10 protein-coding genes are annotated in these 17,941 nt (G+C 37.8%); 3 read left to right on the plus strand and 7 right to left on the minus strand.

Annotated features, from left to right (window positions below; translation table 11 throughout):
• Positions 1-336: 336 nt before the first annotated feature.
• The 5 genes from avs2 to H9653_RS05950 form a co-directional block, all read right to left on the minus strand.
• Positions 337-4,836 carry an AVAST type 2 anti-phage system protein Avs2 gene (gene avs2 / locus H9653_RS05930; RefSeq protein ID WP_191691173.1) on the minus strand — a complete coding sequence of 1,500 codons (4,500 nt, stop codon included), beginning with the start codon at positions 4,834-4,836 and terminating at the stop codon, positions 337-339.
• 331 nt (positions 4,837-5,167) lie between these two features.
• Entirely contained in the window at positions 5,168-8,326 is a 3,159-nt protein-coding gene (locus tag H9653_RS05935; RefSeq protein ID WP_191691175.1) for a site-specific integrase, read from the minus strand.
• Positions 8,319-10,631, minus strand: coding sequence for a hypothetical protein (locus H9653_RS05940; RefSeq protein WP_191691177.1), 2,313 nt, complete (start codon positions 10,629-10,631; stop codon positions 8,319-8,321). Before H9653_RS05940 ends, H9653_RS05935 begins: the two co-directional genes overlap by 8 nt.
• Positions 10,618-11,055 (minus strand): hypothetical protein, encoded by a 438-nt coding sequence (locus tag H9653_RS05945; RefSeq protein ID WP_191691179.1) that lies wholly within the window; start codon positions 11,053-11,055, stop codon positions 10,618-10,620. Before H9653_RS05945 ends, H9653_RS05940 begins: the two co-directional genes overlap by 14 nt.
• Positions 11,056-11,431: 376 nt before the next feature.
• Positions 11,432-11,650, minus strand: a complete 219-nt coding sequence (locus tag H9653_RS05950) for a helix-turn-helix domain-containing protein (RefSeq protein WP_102077899.1) — start codon at positions 11,648-11,650, stop codon at positions 11,432-11,434.
• Positions 11,651-11,900: 250 nt separating this feature from the next.
• Between H9653_RS05950 and H9653_RS05955 the strand changes: the two genes are divergently transcribed.
• Positions 11,901-12,221, plus strand: coding sequence for a hypothetical protein (locus H9653_RS05955; RefSeq protein WP_318242155.1), 321 nt, complete (start codon positions 11,901-11,903; stop codon positions 12,219-12,221).
• Between the two features lie 285 nt (positions 12,222-12,506).
• Here H9653_RS05955 and H9653_RS05960 read toward each other — a convergent pair whose 3' ends face one another.
• Positions 12,507-13,715 (minus strand): hypothetical protein, encoded by a 1,209-nt coding sequence (locus tag H9653_RS05960; RefSeq protein WP_191691181.1) that lies wholly within the window; start codon positions 13,713-13,715, stop codon positions 12,507-12,509.
• A 678-nt stretch (positions 13,716-14,393) separates the two neighbouring features.
• On the opposite strand from H9653_RS05960, the gene H9653_RS05965 reads away from it, so the two are divergent.
• A complete protein-coding gene (locus H9653_RS05965; protein WP_191691183.1) occupies positions 14,394-14,609 on the plus strand; it encodes a hypothetical protein in 216 nt (71 codons plus the stop codon).
• A gap of 108 nt (positions 14,610-14,717) precedes the next feature.
• On the plus strand, positions 14,718-15,698 hold the full coding sequence (locus H9653_RS05970) for a DUF4917 family protein (RefSeq protein WP_191691185.1): 981 nt from the start codon (positions 14,718-14,720) through the stop codon (positions 15,696-15,698).
• 153 nt (positions 15,699-15,851) lie between these two features.
• Here H9653_RS05970 and brxL read toward each other — a convergent pair whose 3' ends face one another.
• Entirely contained in the window at positions 15,852-17,927 is a 2,076-nt protein-coding gene (gene brxL, locus H9653_RS05975; RefSeq protein ID WP_191691187.1) for a protease Lon-related BREX system protein BrxL, read from the minus strand.
• Between the last annotated feature and the right edge of the window lie 14 nt (positions 17,928-17,941).

Below are 17,941 nucleotides of genomic sequence, written 5' to 3' on the forward strand. Positions count from 1 at the left end.
TGCTCAGCCAGTTTCTTGATGTCAGATTGGTTAGTCATTGCTTATTCTCCTGTTAGTGGATTATAAGCAGTTACACAGAGTTTGGGAAACTCCCAAAGAATAAGCTAGAACGCTTGTTATGCTTACCCTAGCCAGCTTTCCTAACTATCTAATCACTAGGCAAGTGAGGAAAGTGAATGGCTATAGAGCTGCTAACTTTCCTTGATTGCCTTTCTACCCTTGAAAGGGTAAAGCGCTATAAGTCACATATATCATGACTTGCATAACTTACTTTCCTATTTTCCCTATTTTCCTAAATGATTAGATTTGGGTTCTACAAATGCTAAACAGAAAACATTACTGCACTCCAGGTTCCTCACGATTAAACCATAAATCATTCCCTTCAATACCATTCTCAGTCAATGTATAAAACCCACTAAAAACCAATCTCCCGAAGAAGTTAGAAACACTTCCTGTAAATAGCTGTTTCTCACCACCTACTAGCCAAATAAGTTGTAGATCGTTCTCTTCTAGCCACTCGAACAATATATTAGTTTGGATCAATGCAGACGGAGAACCTTTTTCATTCATGCTTGGATCAAAAAATACTAACTCTTTATTACCGTTAATCCAATGACCATATTGTTCTAAATTCGGAGAAAGACTTAACCCTGTCACGATCTCTTTAGCGGGTGCATAAATTGATATTGAATCTGATAAGGACTGCTCCCTACCACCCATTTCCCACTCGTATTCTGAAATAGGCATCAGATACTTAAGATTTGAAGTAATTTCATCATCAATTGTAGCTTTCCAGTTATTAAAATCATTATAAACGCAATGCCACGGATACTCTCTGAAGAACGATTGATGTGACGAGTCATGTTCTAGTATGGAGGGACTGCATAAAAGCCTATTACTCATCATTTCTCTAAATTTTTTGACGTCAGTTTTTTTGACGATACAGCTGTTAATCCTATACCATACGTCCTGATAAGGAATCGTATTGTTGTCTTCAAGTGGATCCCTACGTTGATGCGTTTCGTTTTTCAAAACTAACCACTGTATATTACTAAAATCTGTAACTTCCAATAAATTTTTAAAATCAGGTAGATTATTATCAGACCACAACCAATCTTGCAGTTCATCTAAGTTGCCACCTTTCAATCTAAAATTATTAGGTTCCCACCAACTGGTGGTCTCTTCATCATTCCAAGTATGCCGATTAGTTTGACGAGGAATAAAAGTTGGGTCGATATCACGTTTGTACAGTTGCCAAGGTCCATAGTATTGAGAATCATCTACATCAGCATAACCCGTACCAATATAGAGACAATTATCAGCTAAATGAGCCAAAAACTCATATAATGCTATCCATTGGTACTTCTTACCAATTCGTTCTACCTTAGACTCCATACGACTACTGTAACCAATATTATCACGCTCAAAATCATCAAAAAGATCCGCTGCCCAACCTAGTTCAAAAGCTCGTTTACAAACCCATCTTTGTGCTGATTTACGACTAAAAGTACCTGTTTGTTCACTTCTACCAAATCCCATTACCCATCTGAAAACTTCAAAATCTTCATTTGAAAGAGATTCTTTAATTTCAATTTTTAATCTATCTAACTCTGTTGGTTCATTATCAGTTGTCCCTTGATCTTTTAAGTTTTTCTGAAAATTTTCTAAATCAAATACGAATGGCGTTTCATCTTTAGTCTTTTTTTTATCTAAATAACCTAATAATTTTTCTTTAAGAGTGGCGTCTTCTATTTTTTCGGCAAACTGTACTTGAAGCTGATAAGCATTTTGAGGTTCATCTGCATTGATTGGTGTTGGACTCCATTTATGAATATCGCTCATAGTATATTTATTAAAATCACCGCTTAATACAGAGCTTTTAATTCTTGAAAAGCCTTGTCCTAAGTATTCGTCTAATTCTCTTTTAGTAGGAATATTTAATGGCCAACTACTAATATATGGTGGACGAAATACCTCAGGCTGAATACTGGTATCTATCTGACCATTATGTAAAGCAAACTCCATAATCCCACGGGCATAATCTCTCAATAGCAAATGTGGGATTGGTTGACCATTCTCAAATTCATTTTTCCATATCCATTGAGCTATCTCTCGCAAATACTGAATATCACTACTGTTGGTGATCGCCCCATAAGCTATTGCATATAAGCGTTCTATAACGTATAGGTCATCAATTCCTTCAAATTTATCAAATAACCCAACAATAAGCTTTGGATACATAGACAATAACCTAACAGCTGACTTAGTGGCTTGATCACGGATGACTCTATTAGACGTAGATGTCATCCAAATGAGTATGACTGCACATAATCGTATACGCTCTTCATCTACATCTGCTAGAGAACCCGAGTATGCCCATTCTATAAGTGCTCTTAGATTAGACTCTTCTCCACTATCATCGTTTTTATCATCTGCAATAGCAATAAAGGTAGACCAAAACCTATCCCTTTCAGGTAAGCTTTTACTTATCAGATTACGATGAATGAGTTCAGCATTCCAAGGATGTGCTGGCTCCGTCGACAGGGCGAGTAATGTATCTAATTGAATAGAGTCATAGCCATGATTAGGTATTTTATTAAAAACCTCAAACGTTCTATGAGTAAATGATTGGGGACTTCTCCACAAAATCGTACCTATAAAAATATCATTTAAAAATGAATGAACTATCATAGAGTCAGTAGGTAGTATGTCTACCATCTCTATGCCATATTTCTCAGGAATAATTGTTGCTAGCGCATTAAGGAGACCCGCATACGCAAAATAGTTCTTAGGAGCTATAATATGTGCAAAAATACCATTTTCAGAAAAAGCGTGTTTTAAGTCTTGCTTATGTACATCTTCTAATAAACTTTTACTTATGAAATAATCACTAAATCTTTCATAAGTAAATCGTATAACAGGTATATCTGCCTTTTGGCTAACCTCATTAAATATCACATCTTCGGATATGACACCTTCGTGAAGTAGTAAGTCAAAAAGCGTATTGTAAGGGTCAGGTCTTGAATCCATTTCGTTGATCAAAGTCATTGCTTCAATTAGCTCTAAACCAAATTGATGGTCTGGATATAGCTTTAATGCTAGTGCATTGAATGTATTATTGACAATACGTTCACCTTTTCTATATCTCTTCACTCTGCATGCAGTTTGCTCTATATTGTTTATATAGAAATTGAGTAAGTCTGTAATCCCTTTTAAACCTTTAGGGAATGAATCCAGCCCTTGATCTTTAATAGCTTTACAACAGATCTTAAGAAATAATGGATTACTAAACTCTGGTGAAAGAATAGGTGCACTAGGCTTCGATATACCTTGTTTGCTTAAGTAGATAGCAGAAGCTTTATGTTCAAAACCCCTAAATCCTTGATGAGTAATCTTCATCAATGTACTACCTATTAGTCCTTCAGGAATCATCCAGTCCAAATATGTACTTCTACAGCTTAATACAATGTTTATGTTAGGAAACTCTGATATTTTAGTTATTAATACAGCAAGATAATTTGACCAATCCTCTCTATTTCTACCTTCGTTAATAGCATCAATAATAATCAGTGCTTTACCGCTTGCACTTTCGCCTGATGCATCTAACGCACCCAAAAAAATATCATCAGAGATATCCGATAAATCCATGCTCTTTTTAAGTGAGGTTACTGGATCTCCACCCTCATAATGTTGACCTAACATAAATACTGTAGGTAAGTTATTTGCTAAACGCCTTAAAGTTATATCGCAAAGTAAATGAGACTTTCCAATACCCGCCTCACCTGCTAATAACAAAGCATTTTGTAAAGAGGCCTTAAAATCACGAGAATTGAAAAAACTTATCAAAGCATTATTTGTTTCTTGTAAATCAACTACATATTCATTAATTGTTATATCAAGTTCACTAATTGGCATTTTACGCTTATTAATTACATCGAAGTAATCCGTTATTTTTGAATCTAATGCGTTTAACTTATTCAGGCATGGCAATATTTTGGTATCAACAAGACCTTCTTTAAGATGCTGTATTAATTCTGACTTTATCGAAAAATAATCATCAACAAAATCAACTTCGTTCAGTCTATCTTGAGGTATCTCTCGTCTTATTGAATCTAATTCTTCAGAAAAACCTTTAATCCATTTGCTAATATTCTTACTGACTATAGCGTGCCAATACTTAGGTTCACCAAGTGCCTTGAATACTTCAGCAATAGGTAAATCTACATGAAATTCTGGTGTATATCGCTCACCTAAAGACTGCGCTGATAGCCGAGTCAGTCTTTCAAAGTCGTCTCTAGTTAAGACAGGCGTTCCAAACCAGTATCTTGCTCGTCCAGCATACTTTGGTTGATCACGTTGTAATTGTATAGATATTTCATGTTTGCCCCATAGGATAAATTCAACTTGCATATCTTTGCTTGAGGCTAAAACGCCCCATCTCTCTACATGTTCGTTCCATATATCAAGCGAGCTTTTAACGACTTTACTGCCCTTTCCTGTTTTACGACTATCATTTAGATCCCTAGGTATACACACATAGTATTTAGTTAGCTTAGGATGCTTCTCTAGGGCAGTCTCGACTGACTCGTTAATTTGTCCCCATTGATTAGTGGAAAGAGGATCTAGGAAATACTTCGCTTGCCAGCCATGTTCTGAAGCATCTTGCAGTTTCCAAAAACACTCAACCCCAGCGTCACCACCACCTCCGTCTTTGCGAACAAAGTAGTCGGCATTGGATGGTTTCTCTAAATGGGCTAATTGACATACTAACTCTTCAAAGCCATTATCTTGGCTACCATCGTGGTTACGTATTGTTCTAAAATCTAGATCTATCATCCAATTAGCCTATTTCCAATAATAGTTAGCCAAACTCAACATTGTTGTGCCTATAAATGAAGTGAATCATATCATTTTTCTTTGACACATATTATAAAGTGAAAATAGTTTGTCAGATATATAAATCTAGAGCTTGAATGGAAAGTAGGGAAAGTAGGAAAAGCCGAGCTGTAGTGGTTATAATTAAAGGATATCTGACTTTTCCGATAATATGCTTCCATAGGAAAGCTAGGAAAGTTGGACTTTAACTGTTTGTTCTATATGCTTAATTTAAGACCTTAAGTATGCGTTTGATGCTTCTAGTCGTTAATACCATATAATTATTTCTTATTTAAATATTTTTTCTACACAATATAATCAACAAATATCCCAAATATTTAAGCACGCCTGATGAAGCGTAGTAGTAATCGGTAATAGCCAAATTCTTATCAGAGTGTCTATCTTTTTTCTGTACCACTCGTACTTCATAACCATGAAAATTTTGACGAGCCCCAGTTCTTATCTGACTATCTAACCCGAGTTGCTTTTTAATATTACGGACTTTTTGCTCATTACTAGAGCGAATTTGCCAGTGTGAGCTATCTACTAGTCTGCATCCTGTTTCTACAAACATTTTTAACAGCTTTAATTGTGAATCTTTTATTCCGAAATGAATAGAAGACGTCAGAGGGTTTTGTTTAACAGTAAATATTTCTACAAACTCTTGAAGCTCATTAGGCTCCTCAATTGACATCGGATACGCACGATCAAGCGCTTTAACTAAAACCTCTTGGTTTTTATGTCCCGTTGGCGCACTTAAAAGCAACCTATCATCAGTAAAAACCTGACTAGCCCTATCGTAAACCTGTCTAGCTTCATGAATAGGAATGCCATGCCGAAGTGCGACCTCTGCCAACCGCCCTGCTCGTTTATCAGCGATTATTTTTTGTAGCTCTTCTAACAGTGCAATAACATCATAAACTTTCGAATGAATGAATATAGACAGCTGAGTATCTACTGTGTCATTTGGTATGTTTTGCTCATAATCTGTATTAGCTGGTGTTCTGTTATCGATAAACAAAGACTCTTTGTTCGCAACCTTGCTAATTAAATAGCCACGCATCTTATCAAGATAAACCTGTTTATTGCTAGGACTATAAGCTCTGCCATCTTGTCTATTCACCGTCTGATAACCAATACCTGTCACCATCTCAAATAAGGTTATAGGCATAGCAAGCTTGGCTTGACTCATTTGCCAGCCAGCCAGCAAGTGAGCGGTATGGATATAATATTCAAACGTAGTATCTAGCGTTAAATGCCCAGCAAAGCTAGCCAGCCCAAACCACATCCCTTTTTCTTTATTATTAGCAAGCACGGCGCTAGCGATAACGTCGCTATGGGCTATATCATAATCTGTCATCACCTGCGCAAGTGGTGAGCCGCTTAACACCAATGCCAGCTGACTAATAGCAGTATGCCGAAAGCTATGAAAGGTAAAGTCATGGGCAATTAGCAATCTATCCCATATTATTTTCATCATATTACTGAAAAACACAGATGGTAGTGGCTGATCGCCTGAGCCTTGTGAGAATAAATAACGGCGCTTTAACCTTTTTTGTTGATAATAGAATGCGATGAACAGCTTTAACTCATCATCCTTGAAAAGACTATCTAGCGGTATAACCCGTTTGGCACTACTGCTTTTGAGCCTACGATAGCGATTGGGTTTGAGGATTATTTTAGGTACTTCAATCACTTGGCCATTGATGATACCTATATCTGTAATGTCGCTAACCTTAATGCCGATGATTTCATTGATACGCATACCAGTGCGATAAGCGAGTGTTAGTACAATCAGGCAAAGCCGCTTTTGATCAACCTCCAACTCTGATGACTGCACATACTCTTTCATCGCATAATAAATACGAGGTGATATTATATTAGCTTTAATAACTTGCCGATTACTCCCCCATGGGAAATAGACATAAGGCGCATCAAAGTGCATACGCTGGTAATCGTGAAATGCTTTTAGACGACCATAAGTAAATTTCTGGCTGTCTTTTAGGCGATCAAGATAGGAGAGCGGTTGACCAGCATTATTATTATCATTATCTATACCACTAGAAATATCATCATCAAACTCTGATGACTTGCTCAGCACAGATACCCTGCGGCCATCTTTTACCTTACTTTGAATAATCTGCTCGTAAACTTCCTCAAAGTCACTGCCCTCCCACTGATCAACATCCTCATCCACCGTCAGCATCAGCCAGTCGCGGCCAATGCAGCCAATATACTTACTGATGGTATTGAGCCGAATGCTATGATCATCCAGTAATGATAACGCCCAACTAAGCAAGCGTTGTGCATTAGGCTGGCTAGCATCCGTCTTTAATATTGTGATAGTGGAAATAGCGGTGTTTCTAGTCAATTTGAGCGTATCTTGCAGCTCTTTGATTAGATTTTTACTAAAACTAGGATAGTTTATGGTACTACTTTGGCTATTCGACTTTATCGATAATTGATAGCTGGCATCAAATAGGTCAGACCACTCGAGTGGCTCAGGACTTGGATTGATGAGCTCTCGGTTATAACTGACTAGTTTATCAGTAGGCAAACCTGTTGTTTTTATATCGCCTTGCTTCACCACGGCTAGTGCACCATCAATCAGGCTACCCTCTAGCTGTCGCCAGTGGTAGTTGGCATATTTGATAAGCAGTGAGTGCTGCGGGCGAGCGATATCTTTATTGGTGAGTTTAAGCGTTTTTGAGATATCGTTGATTATGGTATTAAATGGCTTTATCTTGGCAGTGTTTAACTCTTTATCCTTTAGAGCATATAAAAAACACAGGCTCATATCATCAGGAATATAATCAATAAAGCGCTGCAATTTATCGCTATCATCTAGTTTGCAGCCATAATTATCATCAGGGACGCTAAGCGATATTACGGCTAACTGCTCTACACGATCTTCTTCATAGTTTTCTTGCATACTAATTTTATGAATCTGGTGCTCACCAAACAGCCAATCGTATAGCGCTCTTAACACCTCAATATCATTAATACCACCATACATTATGCTGCAATACAGCACCCCTTCAACCAAGTCATTCACTGAGAAACGCCGTTTTCTTTGCCAAACATCTATCATCATAGAGCTACTATCTGCCACAGCGCGTCCATTCACAAACCAGTCATAGTTAATGGTCAAGCGCTCACGAGTCGCCAGTATCGGTACCACAGGCTCATTAAGGTATATCTGATGAGCTTTATTATAATCACGAACAAACTCTAAAAACCCGCGCCGCGCCAATTGGAAGTTTTGAGCGGTATCGAACTTCTCCTCTAGTAACTGGTTAATTGCTTCGTAATGATGCTGCAGCTCACAAGGAGGTTGCATAGGATATTGATTGATATATTCTTTAATTAGGGCTTTAGCATCACGCTTAACACTTTTTTTAGATTCTTCTCTATTCAGCTGTCGCAGTTTATGAGCGCTAATATTATCCATATAGACGAACCTCAATTTGTTTTAAGTGAAGGTCTGTAGCAATCACATCTAAATGAGGACTGAGCTGGTGCAGCTGATTGATAGAGCTTGATGACATCGGGTGCATGAACTCCTGGTCAGGATGCTCGTGACCGTAAAGCGCGCAAATCAGATAGTCAGACACGCGCCCTGTGAGCATAGACCTCAGCTGATGACGCAGCCAGTTATCCTGATGACTAAAAAAGTCTTGCAACTGGTAGCGAACTTGGCTTGGCGTAATGCTAGTAAAGCCCTTTGGGTTCTTTTTATAGAGCTGAATTAGAGGACGCTCAGATTGCAAGATGTCATTGATGGGATAAGGCGCTGCTGGACATAATGAATTATAGATAGCGGCAAATTGCTTAATATAAATAATGTAGTTTTGAATAGCCTTTATCAAAAAACTGCTAAGAGGAATGAGCCTGCCATCAGACTGTGCATGACGCTCTTCTTTATCAGATACCCATAGCATGCGCCGCTGAAAGTCAAATTGGTGTAGCAATCCTGGTGCGTGCTTGACTGGGCGAATACCGGTTTGGATCATAACAATATGCCATAGCCAAATGCTATAACTATTGAACTGCGCAATATAGCGATCTATGTGGGATTTTAGCTTGCCATTGAAGCTCTCGGCACTGACAGCCAGTTGATTAAAGAACTGCTGGCACATTGTGGTCTTTAGTGCCATATCACTACCAATGTGGCTTCTATGCCCGTTCAGCGGTACGCTACACTCATTTATTAAAAGTGCTTTTTGCTCATCATTGCAGTATTCAGTTATCAGCTCTACTGCTTTTATATAGGTTTGCTCTAGCTCTACCGTTTTAGTACTAGTGTAATACAGCGCAGAGCTATGCCTTACATCAACGCCTGTGATCAGGTCAGCATGCAAGGGCTTATTAAGTTCGTTTTTGATAAGGATAAATAGCCCTGCTTCAATATACTGGGGACTCAGTGCTGGCAGGTTCAATATATCTTTAGTGTCAGAGATGGCGGCTTTAACAGTATCGGATGAAACGGTAATTTTATCCTCAAGCATAATCTGTAAAGCTTCAGGCAGTGCGCGATAAAAGGTACTGCCATAGCTTTGTCTGTGCGCAAGCAGATGACTTCGAGTATTGGTGGTCACATCAATCGTGATGGCGATACTACTGATTTTACGGATCCGGTCATAGATGAAATACTGACGTTGACTGAGACTGCATTGCCAATCAGCAATGATGCTACCCATACTAAGACCGCTTAGCAGTGATAGCAGTAATACCGCATATCCAGTCCTATCTTCTGTATTTTCGCTAATAAAGCGCTGCCAAAGCGTGGCAAATAGTATCTGGTATCCGGTAATGCTTAGCTGACGATGATTGGTTGGAAAATGAAATTGGTTACGACGGGCGTGTTGATGGTTGTTTTTCAATCGCCATTGCTGCAGCTCAGAAGATTTAGCAATTTGCAGAGCTGGCTTAAAATCATTATCTAGCAATGGTATTTCGTCGTCGTCGGCAATATTTTCAGCAGTTGCTATATTACTATTCTTTTTTGATTGTTTCGTAACAAACACTATTCTTTGTAATGGCTCATTATCAGTATTGACCACTGTCTTGATGACCGCTTGAGCCGACTTTACGCGTTTAGTATTCTCAGTATAGGTTTTACCAATAAAAGCCTTATTATCAATCGCTACCTCATAAGCCAACCTAATTTGACCAATTTTACTACCAAGATATTGGTTCGCTGTTTCACCTGTTGCCTCTTCCTGTTTGACACTTGCTTCATATTGTCTGATATGAGATAAGCATGAGGACAAGCTATCACACTGCGCATGAATACCGATTAACTGGTCAAGAATGTCACGTTGTGGGTCTGCAGATCTTAGCGCCATACGAACACGCACACCAAGCTTATCTATTTTGGCAAAGTGCTTGTCATGGCGTGCTGTGATCATAATTATCACTTTTAAGTAGCCGCTCATAAATCGCCAAGCATTATTATTGATATCAACTTCGCCATACACTTGATAAAAGGCAATCAGCATGTAGCTGACCGCCCACTCTACTGTTTTACCTTGCCGAATGATTTGTTTAATCACACCTTCACAGTCTATCCCAGTAAAGTCTACAGAATTAGATTCTAGTATTGAGTGTAATAAATCAATGTCATCATCTGGCACCAAACTAATCACATCAATCACAAGCTGAGACATTTGTATGTGATGGGGTGAATCTGTTGGGATAAGCTTGTCCAACGCTCGCCTGTCGATCACATCATTAAATAACTTAGTGTGACCCATAAGATGTGTCCATCCAATTCAGGTTTTTGGGCAGCCCCAGCATCGCCTCATCATTGGCTACCTTACACTGCTGATACTCATAAGCACTTTGGCTGATACCAGCGAACTGACAATAACTGGCGACCGTTAAGCGGTTCACGCCCATTAGCTCACAGATAAGCTGCTTTGGCGAATTCTGATATATCGCTTTAAACAGCATGGGATGATCCACACCATTAAACCTAGATAAACTAAGCACCTCACACCAAGCCAAGCGTTTAATGTCTTGTAAGCTTTCAGCCGTAATCAAGCAAGGCTGACGCAAACTAACCTCTTCTGTAAGAATCCTATCAATACGTCTAAATTCATTAAAAAAATAGTAAGCGCCGTTTGGTTTAGATACTAAGCGTAGCGGTGGTCGATAATAATCATCCAAGCTAGCCATATTTATACTAGCTATTCTTGGCCTAAATTGATGCCATATCAACAATGCCTTTTGCGCATCTTGATGAACAACCAAATTATATTTACTGAAAGTTATAAACTTCTGAGTAGGCTTTAGATGAATACTATTCATTTTAATATTACTAATAGTGAATTATACTAATTATGATATGTTATAACTTATCGATTGTAAAGCCTTTAATATTACTGTTATATTTTTATCTCTGGACAACTAAAATACTGATTCATAAATATTTTTTATGATAAAAAAATACTCTTCAGCCCATTTTTATAAAGGCATGAAGAGTATTTAAACATTTCAATTTTAGTTGGGTGAGGAGGTTAATGTATTATATCAGTCGATCTTCCTATCAAGCTTAGTTTTCTTCATTCTCATCGGGAACATACTTTAAAACATCCCCTGGGGTGACTTTCAATACCTGGCATAACTTACTCAGGGTATCGAATTCTATGCGAGTTGTCTCATCGTTATAAATTCTATGAAGCGTTGATTTGCTGATGTCTGTCATTCTTACTAAATCTGCAACTCGCAATCTTCTTTCCGCTAAAAGCACTGGTAGGTTACATGAAATCACAATAAAATCCTTATTGGTAAGTAAAAAATACTTGCCAGTGACTACTTTTCTGTTAAAATAATACTCGTTGGCAATAACTAAGTTTCCGTCAAAAACTATTTTGTGCTGACTAACGCTTTATTATGTCATAGACTCATCTTGCTGCTCAATAGCTGGCTAACTATGATGGGGGCGACTTGTTCGATAGATATAATTACTATAAAAATGTGACACTAATCATAGTAATTCTGCCATTAAAAAGGAGTATATTGTGGGCATCAAGATTGAATGGAGCATGACACAAAATGCTTGGGACAAACGGGTCTGTGAGGATTATTGGGCCTATAATCATAAAATCAGCTATATAGATTATGTCCATCTGCTTTGTCAAAAATATAATATTAGCTCGCAAACATTGTTTGAAACTATAAGCCAATGCTATGCTTGCTTAGATGATGTGTGCTGTGAATATTGCGGGAGCGCCTGTCCCATTGATGTACCTGCTGATATCGCCTATATGCGGGCAAAAGTGAGTTGGTTTTGTGCAGTATGTGAGCATGCCATGTGGAGAGGTGACTTTATTAGCAGATGAGATTCTAAGCTATATAAGCTCAGCTATCCTATATTGATTAGCTTTTATAAAAATACGCAGTTTCGGGGGAGATTCATTAAATATAAAGCCGTAATATAACGTTTGTAGTCAGTAATCCACTAATTACATATATTAAATAAATCTTTCAAAGGAGCTATAACAATGGGTATTTTCATGAATAATGGTCAAGGTGCAGGCTGGCCAAGCCAGACAGGTAATCCATCAGGTGGTGGACGCGATAATAATCCGCCGGGTAAATAATAGTCTTAATTGATGGCACGAAAATCAAGTCATGCGTTCAGTACGTGTGGCTTGTTTTTTTAGATACTCTGGCCACTCAATACGTTCAGCTTTTATACCCTCACTTACCTTAGACTCATAATAGGCAGTCATAGATTCCCATAAGTCGTAGTAATCATCATAGATCACACAGTTTTGTTTTTTATCAATCTTATTTTGCTTATCTGTTTGCTCATAGATGTTCTGAAAAAAAGCATAGATGAACCAGATGATAGCTTCTGCACTAGGCGGTAGTCCTTTTAAATCATTGATATATTCAGTCTTTATATACTTAACAAATGATTGTTGCCAATTAATCAACACTTCATTGGGTTCGTCCTTTGTAGAATTCTCCATACCAACTAGCCAAAAAACGTCTTCAAGACTGAGCCAATTTCTTTTACTGTCGCGCTCACTTTTTTTATAAATAAACTCATCTAGCCTGCCCTCTTCATCTTCTACCTTCCAATCAATTTCATTCCGAATGCCATACAAACTGGTAGGCATTTTCTTATGCTTTTGAAAGTAGAAAACAGTCAGTAATAAGTGAATAAAAGAGCGCGACGTACAAGTAAAAGGGCTGCCATTCTTGTTAATTAAACTATACTTTTTTCTGGCTGAATCATAACGCCATTTATCTGGATGCAGCTTTTGCATAAACAGCCAGCCCAAACTAATAGGTGCAACATCTTTTGAATAGGCAGCATGGTGAATACAAGCATCAAAATGAGCGATAAAGCTCAGAACTAAGTGTAGATAGAACTCGTCTGCTGGCATGTCAGCGCTGAGCGCGTCATCCTCATAATTGAATGTATCAGACAGGTAGTTCTTGAAGTTAATAATAAGCTGAGCATTGAGTGGTTGGCTTAAACATAAATCTATGACCTTGGTGTGTTCAAGTAAATCGTTAGCGGTCTCAGCGCCAAAAGAACGCAATAAAGACTCATAAGGGTGAATGAGCGACTCATCCTCTACAATTTTTATATCTTCTTTAGTAATACTACCTTTTTCCTGTGTAGTAGCTAAATCATCAAAAACACTCGCTACTTGAGCTTGTCGTTTTTTTGGTATCTTAGAGAGTTTTTTAGTTAGCTTTTTAACTAAGTCCTTACCTTCCGGTGTACCTTTTATTAATAACTGAGTCGGTAGCATACCGATAATATACCGTTGTTCTTCAGCTTTAGTCTCATGTAAATTAAGATTGTTATTTGGCATAATCAACTTCTATTTGTTTATAACACTATTGCTATCTTACGCCCTCATCTTAGAATTAAGAAAAAATCGAGTGAATTGATTTAAGCGCTTAGAGTCTGACAGTGATGTTTGACAATTTCTTGATAAGTTTTTTTGGTTGTCGAATCTACCATTTAGCACTACATACTCTCTATTCAATACTTGAATTAAGCTAGACGCCTAATGTTGCGGGTTATTTTACGAGAACTATAGGTATATGTATGTTATATAATAAATAACGAAATAATTTACTTTTGTCTATATTCATAGATTAAGTAAACTCTACTGCTCAGATGACAATATCAGCGTTTTCTTGGGTATACTATTATCAACTTCAATAAAACACAGAACCGTGTATTCAACGCAACCTAACACATGAAAGTGCTGCTAAACGCCTTCTGATATGACTCAGCAGAATTTTTAATATTTTACGGAGTATTAGGTGGCTTTGCAAAAATTGAGGTTTGTTCTTATGGCTTCTAATTACCTTGCTTATTACTTTCCTAATTGTTAACATCATTAACAAATCATAATACTTTAAAGACTATATCTATGAACTTCAAAAACGTATCAACTTTAGTGTTCGCATTACTGCTAAGTAGCCCTGCATTATCTGCTATTTGTCCAGATGGTAGCTATGTATCAGGAAATAGTTGCACTATGGCACCTAATGGTCAATACGTAGGAGGAAGAAATGCCACCTTAGCGCCAAATGGCTCTTATGTTGGAGGCAGTCGCGCTATCTTAGCACCAAACGGTTCTTACGTTGGAAGTGGTAATTCAAACTCTAATAGAACGACCATATGTCCAGATGGTAGTTATGTGGGCGGTAGTTCTTGTCAACTACAACCTGACGGCAGCTATACAGGCAAATAAGTATTACTGAACTCTAAAAGACTCATAGTTTATTTGTGAGTCTTTTTTCTATATACCTCTATAAAAGCAGCTAACGCTATTCAAACATACTCAAAAAGGGATAACATAGTGCCATTACAAACATTTGAGGATGCATTTGACAAATTAGAGCCTGGAGAAAAACCATCTATTTTATTAGCTAATGGCTTTTCTCAAGCGTGGGACCACAATATTTTTAATTACCAGAACTTACTTCAAAAGGCAAGCTTTGGAAGTCGTGACACGCTCATAAAAGAGATTTTCAATAATTTTAGTACCTATGATTTTGAAAAGATAATGCGCGCACTTGAAGCAGCTGAGTCTGTTTGTGTAAGCTATGGATTTGATCAGACTAAGATTGATAATATCAAAGCTGATCAACAAATTTTGAAAGACTCACTGGTTGATGTTATTTCACAAACTCACCCTGCTAGATCTAGCGGGGTAACAACTAAACAATATGAACGCGCAAAGCTCTTTATTAAAAGATTTAAGAATACATTTACTCTAAATTATGACTTATTACTTTACTGGATTGTCAATAAGGATGACGTCAATCCACAGGGATACTTTACAGATGACGGTTTTCGTGGAAAAATCTGGACAAACGAGATAAGTCAAGACGTGTATTTTCTACATGGAGGGCTTCATATTTATGACGATGGATCTTCTATTAATAAGCACACATTCAGAAAAGATGCTGATACCAGCATAGTTGAACAAGTTCGAAGTAATTTGAATCAAGGAAAATTTCCGTTATTTGTCTCGGAGCCTACACATGATAAAAAGCTAGCGCGTATTAAACATAACCCCTATCTGAACTACTGTTTTGGCGCCTTAAAAAACCTAAGAGAGCCGTTATTTATTCATGGACATTCGATGTCCGAAAATGATGCGCATATTTTCGATCAAATAAAAGAAAGCGATGTAAGTAAGGTATTTATCAGCATATTTGGAGATTGCAATTCTTCAGAAAATAGAGAAACCATAGCGAACGCTAGACGATTTATTGAGACAGAAAACATAAGCGTCGAGTTCTATGACGCCTCTAGCGCACCAATTTGGCTTTGAATAATCGAACTGATAAAACCTTTTATCAGGTGTCCTAAGTTAGTTGACCACTACACTTTCAGGCGGTACAACACAGGTAGCACCCCAGCTAAGAGATGGCATCATAAGTAGTACCAGTAGTTTTTTCAGCATATTTTTCCTACTGTGATTATTTTATTGCACACCCAATGCTTTATAAACAGCATCGACTGGGTCCGCATAAAAGCTGATCTGAAACTTTGAAAAAAGCTCTGACGGTACAGTTGGTATATCTGAAGCAGATGCCATTGGTAAGAGTACTTTTTTAGCCCCACTATCCATGGCTAGTTGTAAACTTTCAGCTAAATTCTGTACCGGGTTAATCACCCCACCAAGTGTCATTTCACCCAATACAACCATCTGCTCTTGTATTGATCTTCCCATTAGAATAGAACAAAAAGCAATTAAGGAAGCCAATGATGACTTAGTATTTGGCCCAGTATTATGAAGCTCAACAACATGCAAATGAAATTCATATTCAGAGAATTTTGAAGATGCGCTAATACGCTTTAAATTCCCTTTGAAATAGTCAAAACCAATACGTATAGCCTCTTTTGCAGCCGTGTTAGAGCCCAATCCAGATACGGAATGTTTGCCTGAACCTGGCATCATTTGAGTCTCATAGCGATAAAGCCCTAACTTGTCAGTGCTTCCCTGAGTGACTAAGTGTACGACGCCTGGTCTAGGTACTCCCTCAGCAATTAATTTACTGCCACCTTGTTCGGGAACGTTTACAAAGAACTCTTCTAGAGAATCATTATCAATATAACTAAAGTGAACGTCAAAAAACTCCATGCCGCCTAATTTCTTTAGTTGCTCTTTGATACGACGTCTCGACTCTAAAGCATAAACCAAGCAATCACGCACATCATCCTTTGTGTACTTACTATCAGGATGTAAGAGCTTTAATAATCCTGAAACTGTACGTTTTACAGCAATAACATCTCGTTGATTGAGATTATTACCTAATTTAAAAAACTTATCAATCGCATCGGAAAACCCATACTTACGCATTTCACGCATGTATTCCGCTAGATAGTCAGTGATTAAGCCATAGCTATTGGTAAAAAACTCTGGTCGCATTTTTGGTACTTCCCACCCAGGTATATAGCAGTGGAATCGATCAAAAAATGCTGTATCAATCATTGCTTCAGGAAAGGGAGCTAAAAGATGACTTGTCTTCACAAGAGTTTCAACACTTTGGTTAATATTACCAACGAACACCATAGAAGCCTTAGCCTCGACAGAGTCTCGACCTCGAGCAAAAGAACCAGAGGCCATATAGTCCTTCATGATCTGAATACCGTCTTTATCTTTAAACCTTATACCAGCAACTTCATCAAAAGCGACTAAATCCCACATGCCCACAAGGCCTACCTGTCGTGAACTCATGTTATAAAATAAATTAGCTACTGTGGTTTGACCACCTGACACTAATAGTGAGTTTGGAGAGCACTCTTTATATACATGACTTTTACCCGTACCACGAGGACCAAGCTCACAGACGTTATAATTATTTTCGACAAATGGAATCATTCGAGCGATAAGATGCCACTTAACCCGCTCCTCTAGATTGGTTGGTTCCATCCCTACTGAACGCAGAATAACATCCATCCACTGCTCATTTGTGAAATGCTCTCTTGCAGAGAATATTTCATCCATATTCATTGAAGGCATTTGAATGGGTTTCAGATTCATGATCGAAAAAGGTGACGTCTTTTGCCCCTCTTCGAAGAAGTATTGGACGGTGATAATGGACCAAATACCACCAGTCAGTAGCTTTTCGTTTTCCTTAACTATGTTGGTAGGTACTAACGCATCATTGATACCTAAGTTAGAAAGAAATGCTTCATAGACATCCTTTCTTTGATTTAATTTAACGCTTACTTTGTCAATAATTTTAAATGTGCCACGCTCACGAATTAATGATTTAATTTTTTCAGCTTCATCAGGCCTTACATAGTTTTCAGCAAGAATCTTTTTAACACTTTCAAGACCTCTTAGGACTATCTCATCATCGTTAGAGGCACAGTACATACCTAATAAATATTCGAGCACATAAACCGGTACGTTGGCACCTTCTTTGAGCTTTTTGGTCAAGTCTTTACGAACGACTCTGCCTTTAAAATGCTGGTTTAATAAGTCATCTAAATCCGTACTTTGAACAGCATTATTATCTATATTGCCATTCAGTTCATTATTCACTGTCATATTCTTATCCAAAT

Source organism: Psychrobacter communis, assembly GCF_014836505.1.
Taxonomy (GTDB): domain Bacteria; phylum Pseudomonadota; class Gammaproteobacteria; order Pseudomonadales; family Moraxellaceae; genus Psychrobacter; species Psychrobacter faecalis.

Coding starts and splice junctions, on each gene's coding strand:
- H9653_RS05960 (WP_191691181.1), bottom strand. CDS start 13,715: ATGCCAAATAACAATCTTAATTTACATGAGACTAAAGCTGAAGAACAA.
- avs2 (WP_191691173.1), bottom strand. CDS start 4,836: ATGATAGATCTAGATTTTAGAACAATACGTAACCACGATGGTAGCCAA.
- H9653_RS05965 (WP_191691183.1), top strand. CDS start 14,394: ATGGCACCTAATGGTCAATACGTAGGAGGAAGAAATGCCACCTTAGCG.
- H9653_RS05940 (WP_191691177.1), bottom strand. CDS start 10,631: ATGGGTCACACTAAGTTATTTAATGATGTGATCGACAGGCGAGCGTTG.
- H9653_RS05935 (WP_191691175.1), bottom strand. CDS start 8,326: ATGGATAATATTAGCGCTCATAAACTGCGACAGCTGAATAGAGAAGAA.
- brxL (WP_191691187.1), bottom strand. CDS start 17,927: ATGACAGTGAATAATGAACTGAATGGCAATATAGATAATAATGCTGTT.
- H9653_RS05945 (WP_191691179.1), bottom strand. CDS start 11,055: ATGGCTAGCTTGGATGATTATTATCGACCACCGCTACGCTTAGTATCT.